Raw genomic sequence first — 13,395 nt, 5'->3', positions numbered from 1 at the left:
TCTTCTCTCAGTCTTGTATCCTATGTCTTATATCTTGTGTCTCTTTCTAAATGCTATTATATCCGAACCGGTCCAGCAGGCGCTTGTCAGTGCGCCAGTTTTCGTTCACGCGTACGTAGAGATCCAGGAACACTTTTTTCTGGAAGAACTCCTCCATGTCCAGACGGGCCTGGGTGCCTACTTTCTTAAGGGCGGCGCCTTTGTCTCCTATCACAATGCCTTTCTGGCTTTTGCGTTCCACGCTTATCTCGGCGCGGATTCTAATGATGGTCTCGTCTTCCTTGAACTCTTCCACCACCACTTCACAGCTGTAAGGAATCTCTTTTTTGTAGTTCAGGAAAATCTTCTCCCGTATCATCTCGGCCGCAAAGAAACGCTCGGGCTTGTCAGTTAGTTCATCTTTTGGATAATAGGGCGGGTGCTCCGGCAGCAGGTCCAGAATCTTCTGGAAAACCCCGGGCGTGCCCTGGCTGTGCAGCGCCGAGATGGCCATGTATTCCTGGGCCGGCAACTGCTCTTTCCAGTACTCTACTTTGGCTACCACTTCTTCCTGGGTGGCCTGGTCAATCTTGTTGATGAGCAGCAGAATAGGTGCCTTGGCTTTGCGCAGACGCTCTACCACTTCGCTCTCATCATGCTTCTCATAGATATCTGTCACGAACAGAATCACGTCTGCATCCTCTAAAGAGGCGTGCACGAACCGCATCATAGACTCATGCAGTTCATACTGGGGCTGGATGATGCCGGGGGTGTCTGAATACACAATCTGGAAATCCTCTGAGTTGAGGATACCCATAATGCGGTGGCGGGTAGTCTGGGCTTTGGAGGTGATAATGGAAAGTTTCTCGCCCACCATCACATTCATCAAAGTAGACTTACCCACGTTGGGCTTGCCAATGATGCTTACAAACCCTGCTTTGTGTGGCTTCTCTGCCATTTTTCTCCTCCTTTTAAAACAATTTGCAAAGGTAACGTTTTTAAACGAGTTCTGAGGCAGGAGTTATCCATTGCTGCTTGTTAGTTCCTGATTATTAAGCTACTTGAGACTATAGTAGTTAAATGAAATGGTCTTAGATTTATCTTTGACCTCATTGCTTCTTCTTTCTTGAGCTTGTAGCTTTTTATGTCTACTTTTTAACACCGCCTTACGTTAACCTGCCATTTACTACAGATGCGCCTTCACTACCTGCTCCTTGTGTTTTAGGCCTGTTTTATCAAAAACAGCCCTGAAACAGAATGACCTTTTATCTGTTAGGCCCATGATGCGTATCATCTTTACCAGATGCTAGCCGTACCTATCAAATCTGTATCTTTGCACCTCAATTGACTGCCTATGAAAAGTGGAGCCACTGGCAAAACAGGAGTATTACTAGTGAATCTGGGTACGCCGGACTCTCCCAGCGTACCGCACGTGCGCAAGTACCTGCGCGAGTTTTTACTAGACAAACGGGTGCTGGACATTGCCGCGCCTAGTAGATATATGTTAGTGAATGGCGTGATTGCGCCCTTCAGGGCCCCAAAATCTGCTAAGATCTACGCCCAACTCTGGACCGAACGCGGCTCGCCGCTGCTGTTCCACGGGCTGGATCTGCAGAAGCTGGTGCAGGAGAAACTGGGCAAAGACTATCACGTGGCCTTTGGCATGCGCTACCAGAGCCCCAGCATTGAGGCGGCCTTAGCCGAGTTGCAGGAGAAGGTAGTGGACCGCATTGTGGTGTTGCCGCTGTTCCCGCAGTATGCCTCGGCTAGCACAGGCTCTGTGCAGGAGAAAGTGATGGAGTTGGTGAGCAAATGGGAGGTGATTCCAGACATCAGGTTCATTAGCACGTTCTGCAACCACCCGGGCTTTATTGGCACGTTTGCAGAGATTGCCCGCCAGCACATGTCCAAGCGTGACTATGACCATTTTGTGTTCAGCTACCACGGTTTGCCCGAGCGGCAGATCCTGAAAGCCAGCACCAAGGGCTATTGCCAGTTGGGCGTCTGCTGCAACACCTACCACAGCCGCAACCGCTACTGTTACCGCGCCCAATGCTTTGAGACCTCAAGACAACTGGCCAAGGCGTTGAATATACCAGAAGACAAGTACTCAGTCACGTTCCAGTCACGGCTGGGCAAAGACCCGTGGCTGAAACCGTATACAGATTTTGTCTTGAAAGACCTGGCGGCCGCGGGTATCAAAAGCGTACTGGCTTTCAGCCCCGCCTTTGTCGCCGACTGCCTGGAAACCACCATTGAGGTAGGCAAGGAATTTAAAGAGGAGTTTGAGGAAGCCGGCGGCAAGCACTGGCAGCTGGTGGAAAGCCTGAACACGCACCCCATGTGGGTAGACACCGTGGCCGAGATGGTTCAGGAAGCCTGAGCAGGATTTCCTGGATTAATTTGATTTTCAGGATTGGTTAGATGTGCAGAAAACCAAGAAGGCGTTTTGAGGCTGTTTATGTAAAAACAGCCTCAAAACGCCTTCTTGGTTTTAGCCGGCACCAGGTGTCTAACCCGTGACTCTAAGAAACGAGAACCTCCAGACTCGCATGAATCCGTATTCATCCATTTCTGATTTATACTTCCGCACCGCAGCTTCAGCCGTTAGAGTGGAACGAAGATCCTTTCTCCTGCTTAATCCTGAAAATCAAGTTAATCCAGAAAATCCTGCTTCTAGATGCGGTCAAAATCTACCCAGTCAGAGCCGCCTTGGGCTTGGCGCTGGAGCTGGTCCAGCAGTTTTTCGGCCTGGTCTTCCACCAATAATTGCGCGCGTTGATCAGCTTTGATGAATCCTTCGGTTACGGCATGGTCAATCATGGACAGGAAGGAATTGAAATAGCCGTTCACGTTAAAAAGAGCCGCTGGTTTCTGAATGATGCGCAATTGGTTCCAGGTCACAATCTCACACAGCTCATCAAACGTCCCGAAGCCGCCCGGCATGGCCACAAAGGCATCAGACTCGGCGGCCATCAAGGCTTTGCGTTCGTGCATGGTTTCTACCACGTGCAGTTCGGTGAGGCCCTGGTGCGCAACCTCCATGTCTACCAGGCTCTGCGGAATCACGCCAATCACTTCGCCGCCGCCGGCCAAGACCGCATCAGCTATCACGCCCATCAGGCCTACCTTGCCGCCGCCAAAGACCAGCCGTATGCCGCGCCGCGCAAAAAGGGTGCCCAGGGCTTGGGCCGCTTCACGGTAAACGGGGTTATGGCCAGTGCTGGCCCCACAGAAAATGGCAATGCTTTTCATACAAGAAAATATTTAAATGCTAGAAGCTATAAAAGTACAAAAGCCCTGTGAGCACACGAAAGCGCGGGCCGGTTTTGTTTTAGGCCTGTTTTCCTGAAAACGGCCCTGAAACGCCTTTCTAAACCTTCCGTCATAAAACAGGTATTTTAAATTACAAACGTATAAGTACTTACCCCTGTAACCCCGGCCTACTAAGAAGAGAAAAACTGACCCTTACCGTTCTGAATGCCTGTTGTTTCTTACCTGACCCATGCCAGCCGCCACTGAAATACACCTTCCCGCCTTAATCTCAGACCTGGCATTCATTCTGGCTACCGCTGGCGTTACCACGCTTATTTTCAAGAAGCTCCGGCAGCCGCTGGTACTGGGGTATATTATTGCCGGGGTACTTGTTAGCCCTAACTTCAAATTCCTGCCCTCGGTCACTGACCGGGAAACCATTAGCGTGTGGGGCGAAATAGGGGTGATTTTCCTGCTCTTCAGCCTGGGGCTGGAATTCAGTTTCAAGAAGCTGGCCAAGGTGGGCGGCACAGCCTCTGTAACGGCCATGACCGAGGTGCTGGCCATGATCTTTTTAGGCTACGTGACCGGTCAGTTGTTGGGGTGGTCTTCCATTGACAGCATCTTTCTGGGCGGCATTCTCTCTATTTCCTCCACCACCATTATCATTAGGGCCTTTGACGAGCTGGGCATCAAGACCCAGAAGTTTGCGGGCTTTGTGTTTGGTATACTGGTGGTGGAAGACCTGGTGGCCATTTTACTGCTGGTGTTCTTGTCTACCCTGGCGGTAAGCCAGCAGTTTGGCGGCGAGGCCATGCTCCGGGCCATGCTTCGGCTGGCCTTTTTCCTGTCTATCTGGTTTCTGGGCGGCATTTACCTTATTCCTTCTTTTTTGCGCCGGGCCCGCAAGCTCATGAACGAAGAGACGCTGCTCATTGTCTCTGTGGCGCTTTGCCTCCTCATGGTGGTTATTGCCACCCAGGCCGGGTTCTCGCCTGCCCTGGGTGCGTTTATTATGGGCTCTATTCTGGCGGAAACCGTGTTCAGCGAAAAGATTGAGCACCTGACCAAGTCTGTGAAAGATCTGTTTGGGGCGGTGTTCTTTGTGTCTGTGGGCATGCTCATTGACCTTCGGCTTTTGATCCTGTACATTGGCCCGGTTTTTCTGCTTACGGTGGTGACCATTCTTGGCAAATTTCTCTCCAGTACCTTTGGCGCGCTGGCCTCGGGGCAGCCCTTGAAACAGTCTATCCAGGCAGGGCTGAGTCTGGCCCAGATTGGGGAGTTTTCCTTTATTATTGCCACGCTGGGTATGTCGCTTAAGGTCACTAGTGATTTTCTGTACCCCATTGCCGTGGCGCTCTCGGCGGTGACCACCTTTACCACGCCCTTCCTTATCCGGCTCGCCGACCCCCTGAACGCTTTCATAGAACGCCGCCTGCCTGACAGGTACAAAGCCGCCTTTGCCACCTACAGCCGAAGCACCCAATCCATCAAAAACAGGAGCGACTGGCAGATTGTGTTGCGCCGGTTTGCACAGATTGTGGTCTCCAACTCCGTGGTGCTCATTGGCATCATCCTACTGGCCACCCAGTACCTGGCGCCTACCTTTTCAGAGGCCCTCTCAGTGGAGTTCTGGAGTAACCTGGTGACGGTAGGGCTGGCGCTGGTGCTCATGGCGCCCTTTATCTGGGCCCTGGCTATTAGAAGGGTGAGTTTGCGGGCCTACTCCCGGCTGTGGCGCTACAAAAAATACGCCCGCGGTCCTTTGGTAGCACTGGAAACAGGGCGTATTCTGCTGGCCCTCCTGTTTGTAGGCCTGCTGCTGGACCGGGTCTTCTCCATACAGGTGGCGCTGGTGATAGCCGCCATTCTGCTGGGTATCATCTTCCCGCTTCTCACGCAGCGCCTGCGTAAAACCTACAGCCGTATTGAGCGCCGCTTCCTGAGCAACCTGCACGCTAAGGAGCAGGAAAATGAATCGCCGGTAAAGAAACTACTGCCCTGGGATGCACATTTAGCGGAGTTTAAGATAAGCCCCGAGTCTGGGGTAGTGGGCAAGACTCTCTTTGAGCTGGCCCTGCGGGAGAAGTTCGGGATAAATATTGCGCGCATTGAAAGGGGCAACCTGATCCTGCCGGTGCCCCGCGGCCACGAGCGACTCTACCCCGCAGACAAAATCACGGTGATTGGTACAGATGAACAGCTGGAACAGTTCAAGCCGTTCGTGGAGGCCTTCGCCCCGGAGCACCCACCCCTGTCTGTGCAGCCCGATATCTCCTTAAAGCAACTGATTGTGAACGCCAAGTTTCCCTTCCAGAACCTCAGCATCCGGGAATCTGGCATCAGGGAAAAGACCAACGGGTTAGTAGTGGGCATTGAGCGCAGAGGCAAGCGCCTGCTGAACCCAGACCCCTCCACCGTTTTCACCCTGGGTGACATTGTCTGGCTGGTGGGCGACACCCGCCTGATCAGGAGCATTGACCCAAACTCTTAGCCACTTATCGTTTAGGGCACGTTTTAGCCAAAATGGCCCTAAAACAGAAATCGGGGACCGCCCTAAGGCAGTCCCCGATTTCTTTTAAGCAAGACAGCTTTTGGTAGTAGTTGTATTAGTACGCCCTTGCAAAGTACACGCGGCGCTTAGAGGGCTGACCAGTCACCATGTCCACGCCGTCTTCCTCCGGAGAGTCCAGCGCGATGCAGCGGATAGTGGCTTTGGTTTCCTCTTTGATGCGTTCCTCGGTTTCCGGGGTACCATCCCAGTGGGCCAAGATGAAGCCTGGTTTCTCATCCAAAAGACGTTTGAACTCTTCGTAGGAATCTACCCGGGTAGTATTGGCCTCCCTGAAATCAAAGGCTTTCTTGTAGATGTTCTCCTGAATCTCGTCCAGCAGGGCCGGGATCAGGTTCACCAGGTCATCAAACTGTTGCGAGCTTTTCTCTTTGGTGTCGCGGCGGGCTACTTCGGCGGTGCCGTTCTCCAAATCTCTTCCGCCAATGGCAATGCGTACCGGCACGCCTTTCAGTTCCCATTCGGCAAACTTGAAGCCGGGGCGCTCGGTGTCACGGTCGTCAAACTTCACGGAAATGCCTTTGGCCTCCAGTTGCTTTTTCAGGCCCAACACTTTCTCAGAGATCTGGGCCAGTTGCTCCTCGCCTTTGTAGATAGGCACAATCACTACTTGGATAGGCGCCAGCTTGGGTGGCAACACCAGACCTTCGTCGTCTGAGTGGGCCATCACCAGGGCTCCCATCAGGCGGGTACTCACGCCCCAGGAGGTTCCCCAAACGTGTTCCAGGCCGCCTTCTTTGGTCGCGAATTTCACGTCAAAGGCTTTGGCGAAGTTCTGCCCCAGAAAGTGGGACGTACCGGCCTGCAGGGCTTTTCCGTCTTGCATCAAACCTTCAATACAGTACGTGTCCAGGGCGCCCGCAAAACGCTCATTGGCAGATTTCTTACCGCGTACCACCGGTAGCGCCATGTAGCTCTCGGCAAACTCAGCGTACACATGCAGCATACGCTCGGTTTCCTCTATGGCTTCCTGAGAGGTAGCGTGGGCGGTGTGTCCTTCCTGCCACAGGAACTCAGCGGTACGCAGGAACAGGCGGGTGCGCATTTCCCAGCGCACCACGTTGGCCCACTGGTTAATGAGCAGGGGCAGGTCACGGTAGCTCTGGATCCAGCCTTTGTAGGTGTTCCAGATAATGGCCTCTGAGGTAGGGCGTACAATCAGTTCCTCTTCCAGGCGGGCATTGGGGTCTACGCGCAGTTTACCGGGCCGGTCTGGGTCGGTTTGCAGGCGGTAGTGGGTCACTACGGCGCATTCCTTGGCAAAGCCCTCAGCGTTCTGCTCTTCGGCCTCAAACAAACTTTTTGGTACAAATAGGGGAAAGTAGGCGTTGGAGTGTCCTGTAGCTTTAAACATGTCATCCAGCACGCGCTGCATCTTTTCCCAGATGGCGTACCCGTAAGGCTTGATGACCATACAGCCGCGTACGGCGGAGTTTTCTGCCAGGCCGGCGCGCTTTACTAACTCATTATACCAGAGGGAATAATCCTCACTGCGTTTAGGCAACCCTTTGCTCATTTTTTGTATCTTTGGTAGAGGAGAAAAATATATCTAAATCTTTATAAACGGCATAGATTTTGCTCTCATTCAAGCAATAACCCATACCTTTTCGGGTCAAAAATACGTTAATATATCTGAATAGAAACGTTGGCGAACCGGATACTCGTGTTTCTTGGCTCGTGAATTTGAATAAGCATCCTTAACCAACTACTTTACACCCATGAGATATTATACCCATAAACTGCTCCTGTTACCGCTCCTGGGTTTCCTGGCGGCAGGGTGCAGCACGTCTTCCAACTTGCAGACCAGTGAAACGGATGATGTGTATTTCTCCTCCTCTGACAAGGTTACGTATGTAGAACCGGTGCAGGCAGAGGAGCGGCTAAGAAACGGAGAAGAAGTAACCCGTGATGATTCTCAGGATATTTCTGAGCGCGTGAGCGACCCAGAGACCTACGCCAGAGAAAACAGGCGCAGAGACAACACCCCCTACCAATACTCCTACTATGATGCCCCTTTCGGGAACCCGTACTGGGCGTACCAAACCCCTTTCTACTCCCCGGGCCGCTATTACTCCCGCGCCATGTACATGGATCCGTTCTATGACCCATGGTATGACCCGTTCTACGGCCCAAGCATGGCTATGTATGACCCTTTCTGGCCCCGCACCGGCATCTCTCTTAGCATTGGTTTAGGCTTTGGCCGGTTCTATAACCCCTGGGGTTATGGCTATGGCGCCTATGGCTACGGCGGACACGGGTACGGCTACAGCCCTTATCGGTATTACGGCAACAACTATTACGGCGAGCGCGTGATCGCGAACAGGGTATCTTATGGCCGCCGTGATGATAGAAGCTCTAACACCGCTGGGCGCAACCCCAACATCTCCCGCGACGGACGCAGCAACGTGGTGACCGGAACCAGCAGATCAAGAAATGCGGTCACCAGCCCCGGCGACATGAACCGTTCCAGAAGCTCTTCCAGCCAGACGTACCCAGAGGGAACTACTCCCCAACCGAGACGCCGCCAGATAGTGACGCCTTCTGAACAGAACCAAGGAAACCAGACTACCTCTCCAACGCCTACCAGAACCAGAAGCAGCAATTCTGAGACGGCACCGCCGGTAAGACGCCAGAGAACGGAATATACGCCTACGCAGAGCTCAGAATCACGGAGCCGTTCCTATGAGCCAGCCCCCAGCAGGTCTTATGAACCGTCCAGGTCGTCTACTTCTGAAAGCAGCTCAGGCTCCAGTTCCGGTTCAAGCTCAGGCAGTGGCCGCAGAGGCAGAAATTAACCCCCATTTTTTCAAGACTACATGAAACGATATAGCTTTCTTTTGGCCTGCCTGGCCTTGCTAGGCAGTGCCGGGAAGGGCTTTGCTCAGAACGAGGTAGATGCCCTTAGATATTCCCGCACAGATTTTGGAGGTACCGCCCGCACCCTGGGGCTGGCCGGCGCCAACATAGCCCTAGGCGGTGATGCCGGAAACCTTTCCACCAACCCGGCCGGGCTGGGGCTTTTCCGGCGCTCAGAGGTGACTGTTTCTGGCGGGCTCAGCTTTAACGAGGTAAACAGCACTGTGTATGGCTCTCAGGCCATGAATAGCCGTAACAACCTCAACATTCCGGGCTTCTCAGCGGTATTTTCTAACCGCAAAGCGGATGACGAGGAAGGCGACTGGCGCTCTGGTTCTTTTGGCGTAGGCTTTACCCGCACCAATAACTTTAACGTGCGCTCCCTCTACCAGGCCACTGGCCCCAGAGAGAACATGAAGTTTGGCGAGTATGCCGCGCAGCGGGCCAATGCCGCCGGTCTTCCAGCCAACTCCCTGCAGGAACTGGCCTATGAAACCTACCTGATTGACCAGGAAGATGATGGCTACTACATTTCGCCTAACCTGGTCGCCACTAATCCTTTTCAGGAGAACATTCAGTCTACCGGTTCCCAGAACCAGTGGGATTTTGCCTATGGCGCCAGTTTCCGGGACAAGATCTTCCTAGGGGCTTCTCTTGGGCTGAGCACCTTTAGGTTCAAACAGACCAGGACCTATTCAGAAACCTCCCCGGCCACTGATATCAACAACCTTACCCTTAGAGATGAGCTGGAGACCGAAGGCAACGGGGTGAACTTACGCTTTGGCGCTATTTACCGGCCAAGTGATGTACTGCGCCTGGGTATTGCGGTGCAAACCCCTACTTGGTATACTATGACCGACCGGTTTACCACCAGCCTGGCCGTGAACTTCAGCCAAGCCCCAGTTGCCAACGCCTCCCTTAACCAGTATTTTGCCACAGACCCGGGTGAGTTTGAGTACAACTTAACTACACCGTTCAAAGCCAGCGGGGGCGCTGCCTTCTTTATTGGCAAGAATGGTTTCCTGACCGCCGATGTGGAGTATGTGGACTACAGCAACGCTAACCTGAATTCTGATGAATCTTTCCAGGATGCGAACCAGAACATCAAGAGCCTTTACAACTCAGCCATGAACTACCGCCTGGGCGCCGAAGCCCGCTTGGATGTATTTAGGGTACGGGCCGGCTATGCGCTGTATGGCGACCCGTTCAAAGACAGTGGCGTAGACCAGAAAAAGACGTTCCTGACCGGCGGGATAGGGCTCAGACAGAACAACTACTTTATAGACGCAGCCCTGGTGTACAGCACGTATAAAAGCGTCTACACGCCTTATGTCAACTCAGAATTCAATGACCAGAACTCTGAGTTCTATCAGGTGCTTACCCCTACCGTGGAAAACAAACACAAGAACACCAACTTCGTGGCCACCTTCGGCTGGAACTTTTAATTTCTGTTTTGGGCCTGTTTTTCTAAAAACAGGCCCAAAACGCCATTAACAAGAAGGCCTCTCCTGGATCAGGAGAGGCCTTCTTGTTTCTAGAAAGTATGAAAAGATTAGATGTGCAGCGCCCGGTTTTCCGTGGCGGCCAGACAGGCTTCTTTCATGGCTTCGGTATAGGTAGGGTGCGCATGGCTCATGCGGGCAATGTCCTCAGCAGACGCCCGGAACTCCATGGCCACTACGGCCTCAGCAATTAAATCCGCGACGCGCGGCCCAATCATGTGCACGCCCAGGATCTCATCGGTTTTGGCATCGGCTAAGACTTTCACAAACCCATCGGTGTCCATAGACGCTTTGGCGCGGCCCGAAGCTTTGAACGGGAACGAACCGGTTTTGTAGGCGCGGCCTTCCTGCTTCAATTGCTCCTCTGTAAAACCTACGCCCGCTACTTCTGGCCAGGTGTATACCACGCCCGGAATCAGGTTGTAGTTGATATGCGGTTTCTGGCCGGCCATGTATTCGGCTACCAGCACTCCTTCCTCCTCGGCTTTGTGGGCCAGCATGGCGCCACGCACCACATCGCCAATGGCAAAAATGCCGGGCACGTTGGTTTCCAGGTGGTCATTCACGGCAATCATGCCGCGCTCGCCCATTTGCACGCCGGCGTTCTCCAGGCCAAGACCTTCGGTGTACGGCTTACGGCCGACAGACACCAGGCAGTAGTCGCCCTCAAACGTGATGGTCTGGCCTTTAGGGGTCTCAGCGGTCACTTTCACCACCTCGCCTTCTACCTGCGCGCCGGTTACCTTGTGGCCCAGGAAGAACTCAAAGCCCAGCGTTTTCTTAAGCACCCGCTGCAACTCTTTGCCCAAAGCACGGTCCATGGTAGGGATGATGGCATCTGTATATTCCACCACTGATACTTTAGATCCTAAGCGGGCATACACCGACCCCAGCTCCAGACCAATCACGCCGCCGCCAATCACGATCATGTGCTTGGGAACCTCTTTCAACGTCAAGGCCTCGGTAGAGGTAATAATGCGGTTTTTATCAACAGGCAAAAACGGCAGGTTCACGGGCTTAGAGCCCGTCGCGATGATGGTTTTATCTGTCTCAATCTGCTGCTCAGCGCCGCCTTCACCACCAGAAATCTTGATGGTGTTCTTGTTCACGAAAGAACCCAGACCGTTATACACGTCTATCTTGTTCTTCTTCATGAGGTACGCAATACCGTCATTGTTAGACTTGATCACGCCACTTTTGCGGGTAATCATCTGCTCCAGGTTCACCTGCAGGTTCTCCAGCTCAATGCCGTGCTCTTTGAACGTATGCGCTGCATTGTGGAAGTGCTCCGAAGAGTCCAGCAACGCCTTAGACGGAATACAGCCCACGTTCAGACAGGTACCGCCCAATACCGAATATTTCTCAATGATGGCTGTTTTCAGACCCAACTGCGCGCAGCGGATGGCCGCTACGTAGCCCCCGGGACCTGAACCAATGACCGTTACATCGTATTTCATGTTCTTTCTTTTTATGTGAAGAAAGGCTCCGTACTAACTCTACATCAGCAGCACGGAGCCTTTCGTTTTTGACCTATTTTCTGGAAAATGTGCTTAAAACGGAATTAAACCCCAAGAAGCAATCTCATTGGATCTTCCAGCAATTCTTTCACTCTTACCAGGAAGCTCACCGACTCACGACCGTCAATGATACGGTGGTCATACGACAGGGCCAGGTACATCATGGGTCTGATTTCCACCTGGTTGTTGATGGCTACCGGACGGTTCACAATGTTGTGCATACCCAGGATAGCCGACTGCGGCGCGTTGATGATAGGCGTGGACATCATAGACCCGAACACACCACCGTTGGTGATGGTGAACGTACCGCCGGTCATCTCGTCAATGCCCAGTTTATTTTCGCGGGCCCGCTTGGCCAGACGAACCACTTCTTTCTCAATGCCGTCCAGGCTCAGGCTCTCAGCATTCCGGATTACCGGTACCACCAGGCCTTTAGGTGCTGATACGGCAATGGAAATATCGCAGAAATCGTTGAAGACCATGTCGGTGCCGTCAATCTGGGCGTTGACCGCCGGCCACTCTTTCAGGGCTACGGTACAAGCTTTGATGAAGAACGACATGAAGCCCAAACCTACCTCGTGCTTCTCTTTGAACGTCTCTTTGTATTTGGCCCTGATGTCCATGATCGGTTTCATATCTACCTCATTGAAGGTAGTCAGCATGGCTGTCTCGTTTTTCACAGATACCAGTCTGCGGGCAACGGTTTTACGCAAGGAGCTCATTTTCTCACGGCGGCTGTTGCGGTCACCGGTAGCGGCCGGGGCGGAAGCAGCTTCCTTAGTAGCAGGCTCAGCGGAAGCCGGTTGCGCGGCTGGTGCAGCCGGACGGGCCTGCGCGTTCTGGGCATCTTCTTTGGTGATACGGCCATCACGGCCAGAACCAGGAACGTCAGAAGCGGCAATACCTTTCTCAGATAGGATCTTGCCAGCCGCCGGCGACGGGGTGCCGCTGGCATAGGTAGAAGCCCCACTTGCAGGAGCCGAAGCGGCCTGAGCCGGTTGGGCAGAAGGAGCGGCAGCCTGCGGTGCAGGAGCAGAAGCACCGGAACCGGCACCTACCTCAATGCGGCAGATAGTGGCGCCAATCTCTACGGTCTCGCCTTCCTGGGCGACAATACGCAGGATACCGGCAGCTTCAGCGGGTAACTCAAACGTGGCCTTGTCAGACTCCAACTCACACAGTACTTCGTCCATGGCTACCTGATCACCATCGGCTTTCAGCCACTTGGCAATGGTTACTTCTGTGATGGATTCGCCTACGGTCGGGATTTTCACGTCCAGGGTTTGGCCTGTTCCGGCACCGCCCTGAGGCTGTGTTTGGGGTTGGTTCGGGATGCCCTGGCTTGGGGTGTTCTCAGCGGCCACGGTGCTCTGCGGATCGGTTACCGTTTTAGTCTCGGTGATAGATTCCTGGGTAGCCACCGAAGTAGGCTGAGGGGCAGAAACGCCTTCTCCTCCGCCTTCAATAGAACAGATCACGGCGCCTACCGGAATAGTGTCGCCTTCCTGGGCTTTGATTCTAAGGATACCGGCCGCCTCGGCGGGCAGCTCAAACGTAGCTTTATCAGACTCCAGTTCGCAGATGACTTCATCCATGGCTACCTGGTCGCCGTCTTGCTTCAGCCATTTGGCTATGGTAACCTCTGTGATGGATTCGCCTACTACCGGCACTTTTACTTCTAATGACATATCTCTTTTTCTTAAGATGGCTA

At 53.3% G+C, this 13,395-nt stretch carries 9 protein-coding genes; 4 read left to right on the top strand and 5 right to left on the bottom strand.

What is annotated here, in order from left to right:
• Nucleotides 1–46: 46 nt before the first annotated feature.
• The gene (gene era / locus TH63_RS19255; RefSeq protein ID WP_048922390.1) at nt 47–937 is read right to left on the bottom strand and encodes a GTPase Era; all 891 of its coding nucleotides are present in this window, start codon (nt 935–937) and stop codon (nt 47–49) included.
• A 396-nt stretch (nt 938–1,333) separates the two neighbouring features.
• Here era and hemH point away from each other — a divergent pair, with 396 nt between their 5' ends.
• Nucleotides 1,334–2,362, top strand: coding sequence for a ferrochelatase (gene hemH, locus TH63_RS19250; RefSeq protein WP_048922389.1), 1,029 nt, complete (start codon nt 1,334–1,336; stop codon nt 2,360–2,362).
• A 293-nt stretch (nt 2,363–2,655) separates the two neighbouring features.
• Here hemH and TH63_RS19245 read toward each other — a convergent pair whose 3' ends face one another.
• Nucleotides 2,656–3,234 (bottom strand): LOG family protein, encoded by a 579-nt coding sequence (locus TH63_RS19245; RefSeq protein WP_048922388.1) that lies wholly within the window; start codon nt 3,232–3,234, stop codon nt 2,656–2,658.
• Nucleotides 3,235–3,484: 250 nt separating this feature from the next.
• Between TH63_RS19245 and TH63_RS19240 the strand changes: the two genes are divergently transcribed.
• Nucleotides 3,485–5,731, top strand: a complete 2,247-nt coding sequence (locus TH63_RS19240; protein WP_048922387.1) for a cation:proton antiporter domain-containing protein — start codon at nt 3,485–3,487, stop codon at nt 5,729–5,731.
• 115 nt (nt 5,732–5,846) lie between these two features.
• On the opposite strand, the gene proS is transcribed toward TH63_RS19240, so the two are convergent.
• Complete coding sequence (proS, locus tag TH63_RS19235) at nt 5,847–7,325, bottom strand: proline--tRNA ligase (protein ID WP_048922386.1); 1,479 nt, start codon at nt 7,323–7,325, stop codon at nt 5,847–5,849.
• Between the two features lie 202 nt (nt 7,326–7,527).
• Here proS and TH63_RS19230 point away from each other — a divergent pair, with 202 nt between their 5' ends.
• Nucleotides 7,528–8,604 carry a hypothetical protein gene (locus tag TH63_RS19230; RefSeq protein WP_048922385.1) on the top strand — a complete coding sequence of 359 codons (1,077 nt, stop codon included), beginning with the start codon at nt 7,528–7,530 and terminating at the stop codon, nt 8,602–8,604.
• Between the two features lie 21 nt (nt 8,605–8,625).
• Nucleotides 8,626–10,110, top strand: coding sequence for an OmpP1/FadL family transporter (locus tag TH63_RS19225; RefSeq protein ID WP_156180740.1), 1,485 nt, complete (start codon nt 8,626–8,628; stop codon nt 10,108–10,110).
• 107 nt (nt 10,111–10,217) lie between these two features.
• Here TH63_RS19225 and lpdA read toward each other — a convergent pair whose 3' ends face one another.
• Together lpdA and odhB are read right to left on the bottom strand one after the other, a co-directional pair.
• On the bottom strand, nt 10,218–11,624 hold the full coding sequence (gene lpdA, locus TH63_RS19220; protein ID WP_048922383.1) for a dihydrolipoyl dehydrogenase: 1,407 nt from the start codon (nt 11,622–11,624) through the stop codon (nt 10,218–10,220).
• 104 nt (nt 11,625–11,728) lie between these two features.
• Nucleotides 11,729–13,372: a 2-oxoglutarate dehydrogenase complex dihydrolipoyllysine-residue succinyltransferase gene (odhB, locus tag TH63_RS19215; protein WP_048922382.1), complete on the bottom strand. Its 1,644-nt coding sequence runs from the start codon at nt 13,370–13,372 to the stop codon at nt 11,729–11,731.
• Between the last annotated feature and the right edge of the window lie 23 nt (nt 13,373–13,395).

Source organism: Rufibacter radiotolerans, from assembly GCF_001078055.1.
GTDB classification, from domain to species: Bacteria; Bacteroidota; Bacteroidia; order Cytophagales; family Hymenobacteraceae; genus Nibribacter; species Nibribacter radiotolerans.
This window is presented reverse-complemented; position numbering and strand designations above follow the sequence as displayed.

Excerpts from the sequence above, each read along its gene's own strand:
- era (WP_048922390.1), bottom strand. The coding sequence starts at position 937 with ATGGCAGAGAAGCCACACAAAGCAGGGTTTGTAAGCATCATTGGCAAG.
- hemH (WP_048922389.1), top strand. The coding sequence starts at position 1,334 with ATGAAAAGTGGAGCCACTGGCAAAACAGGAGTATTACTAGTGAATCTG.
- TH63_RS19245 (WP_048922388.1), bottom strand. The coding sequence starts at position 3,234 with ATGAAAAGCATTGCCATTTTCTGTGGGGCCAGCACTGGCCATAACCCC.
- TH63_RS19240 (WP_048922387.1), top strand. The coding sequence starts at position 3,485 with ATGCCAGCCGCCACTGAAATACACCTTCCCGCCTTAATCTCAGACCTG.
- proS (WP_048922386.1), bottom strand. The coding sequence starts at position 7,325 with ATGAGCAAAGGGTTGCCTAAACGCAGTGAGGATTATTCCCTCTGGTAT.
- TH63_RS19230 (WP_048922385.1), top strand. The coding sequence starts at position 7,528 with ATGAGATATTATACCCATAAACTGCTCCTGTTACCGCTCCTGGGTTTC.
- TH63_RS19225 (WP_156180740.1), top strand. The coding sequence starts at position 8,626 with ATGAAACGATATAGCTTTCTTTTGGCCTGCCTGGCCTTGCTAGGCAGT.
- lpdA (WP_048922383.1), bottom strand. The coding sequence starts at position 11,624 with ATGAAATACGATGTAACGGTCATTGGTTCAGGTCCCGGGGGCTACGTA.
- odhB (WP_048922382.1), bottom strand. The coding sequence starts at position 13,372 with ATGTCATTAGAAGTAAAAGTGCCGGTAGTAGGCGAATCCATCACAGAG.